A 1,000-nucleotide genomic window follows, 5' to 3' on the forward strand; every position below is an offset into this window, starting at 1 on the left:
GTATGGGTCTACTTGACAGTAAAATTTGAAGAGCATTGGAAGCCTGTTGATGTAGAGGTCGAGTTTAGATGCAAGTTCAAGGAGCGAAAGGTGGATGGGTAGGTTATATAGGGATATAGCACAGAGATATATAGCAAAGAGATACTTTTGAGCAATGTTTGTGGAAGCGGTATTCGCAATATTTTAGTAGCTCGTTACAGTCCGGTGCGTTTTTGGTTTTTTGAAAGTGCGTCTTCAGAGCGCTTTTGGTTTTCAAAAGCGCTCTGAAGTTCCTATACTTTCTAGAGAATAGGAACTTCGGAATAGGAACTTCAAAGCGTTTCCGAAAACGAGCGCTTCCGAAAATGCAACGCGAGCTGCGCACATACAGCTCACTGTTCACGTCGCACCTATATCTGCGTGTTGCCTGTATATATATATACATGAGAAGAACGGCATAGTGCGTGTTTATGCTTAAATGCGTACTTATATGCGTCTATTTATGTAGGATGAAAGGTAGTCTAGTACCTCCTGTGATATTATCCCATTCCATGCGGGGTATCGTATGCTTCCTTCAGCACTACCCTTTAGCTGTTCTATATGCTGCCACTCCTCAATTGGATTAGTCTCATCCTTCAATGCTATCATTTCCTTTGATATTGGATCATATGCATAGTACCGAGAAACTAGTGCGAAGTAGTGATCAGGTATTGCTGTTATCTGATGAGTATACGTTGTCCTGGCCACGGCAGAAGCACGCTTATCGCTCCAATTTCCCACAACATTAGTCAACTCCGTTAGGCCCTTCATTGAAAGAAATGAGGTCATCAAATGTCTTCCAATGTGAGATTTTGGGCCATTTTTTATAGCAAAGATTGAATAAGGCGCATTTTTCTTCAAAGCTTTATTGTACGATCTGACTAAGTTATCTTTTAATAATTGGTATTCCTGTTTATTGCTTGAAGAATTGCCGGTCCCCGAGGGATCCAGCTTACATTATGAAGAGCAGCATATTACAGCC

General features: G+C 41.3%; 1 protein-coding gene. It reads right to left on the reverse strand.

The annotated features are described in order from the left end of the window. Positions 1-465 precede the first annotated feature (465 nt). Complete coding sequence (locus WA675_RS27240) at positions 466-969, reverse strand: hypothetical protein (RefSeq protein ID WP_073970851.1); 504 nt, start codon at positions 967-969, stop codon at positions 466-468. Positions 970-1,000 lie beyond the last annotated feature (31 nt).

The sequence above is a fragment of the Nocardia sp. SSK8 genome (assembly GCF_037034205.1).
Taxonomy (GTDB): Bacteria; Actinomycetota; Actinomycetes; order Mycobacteriales; family Mycobacteriaceae; genus Nocardia.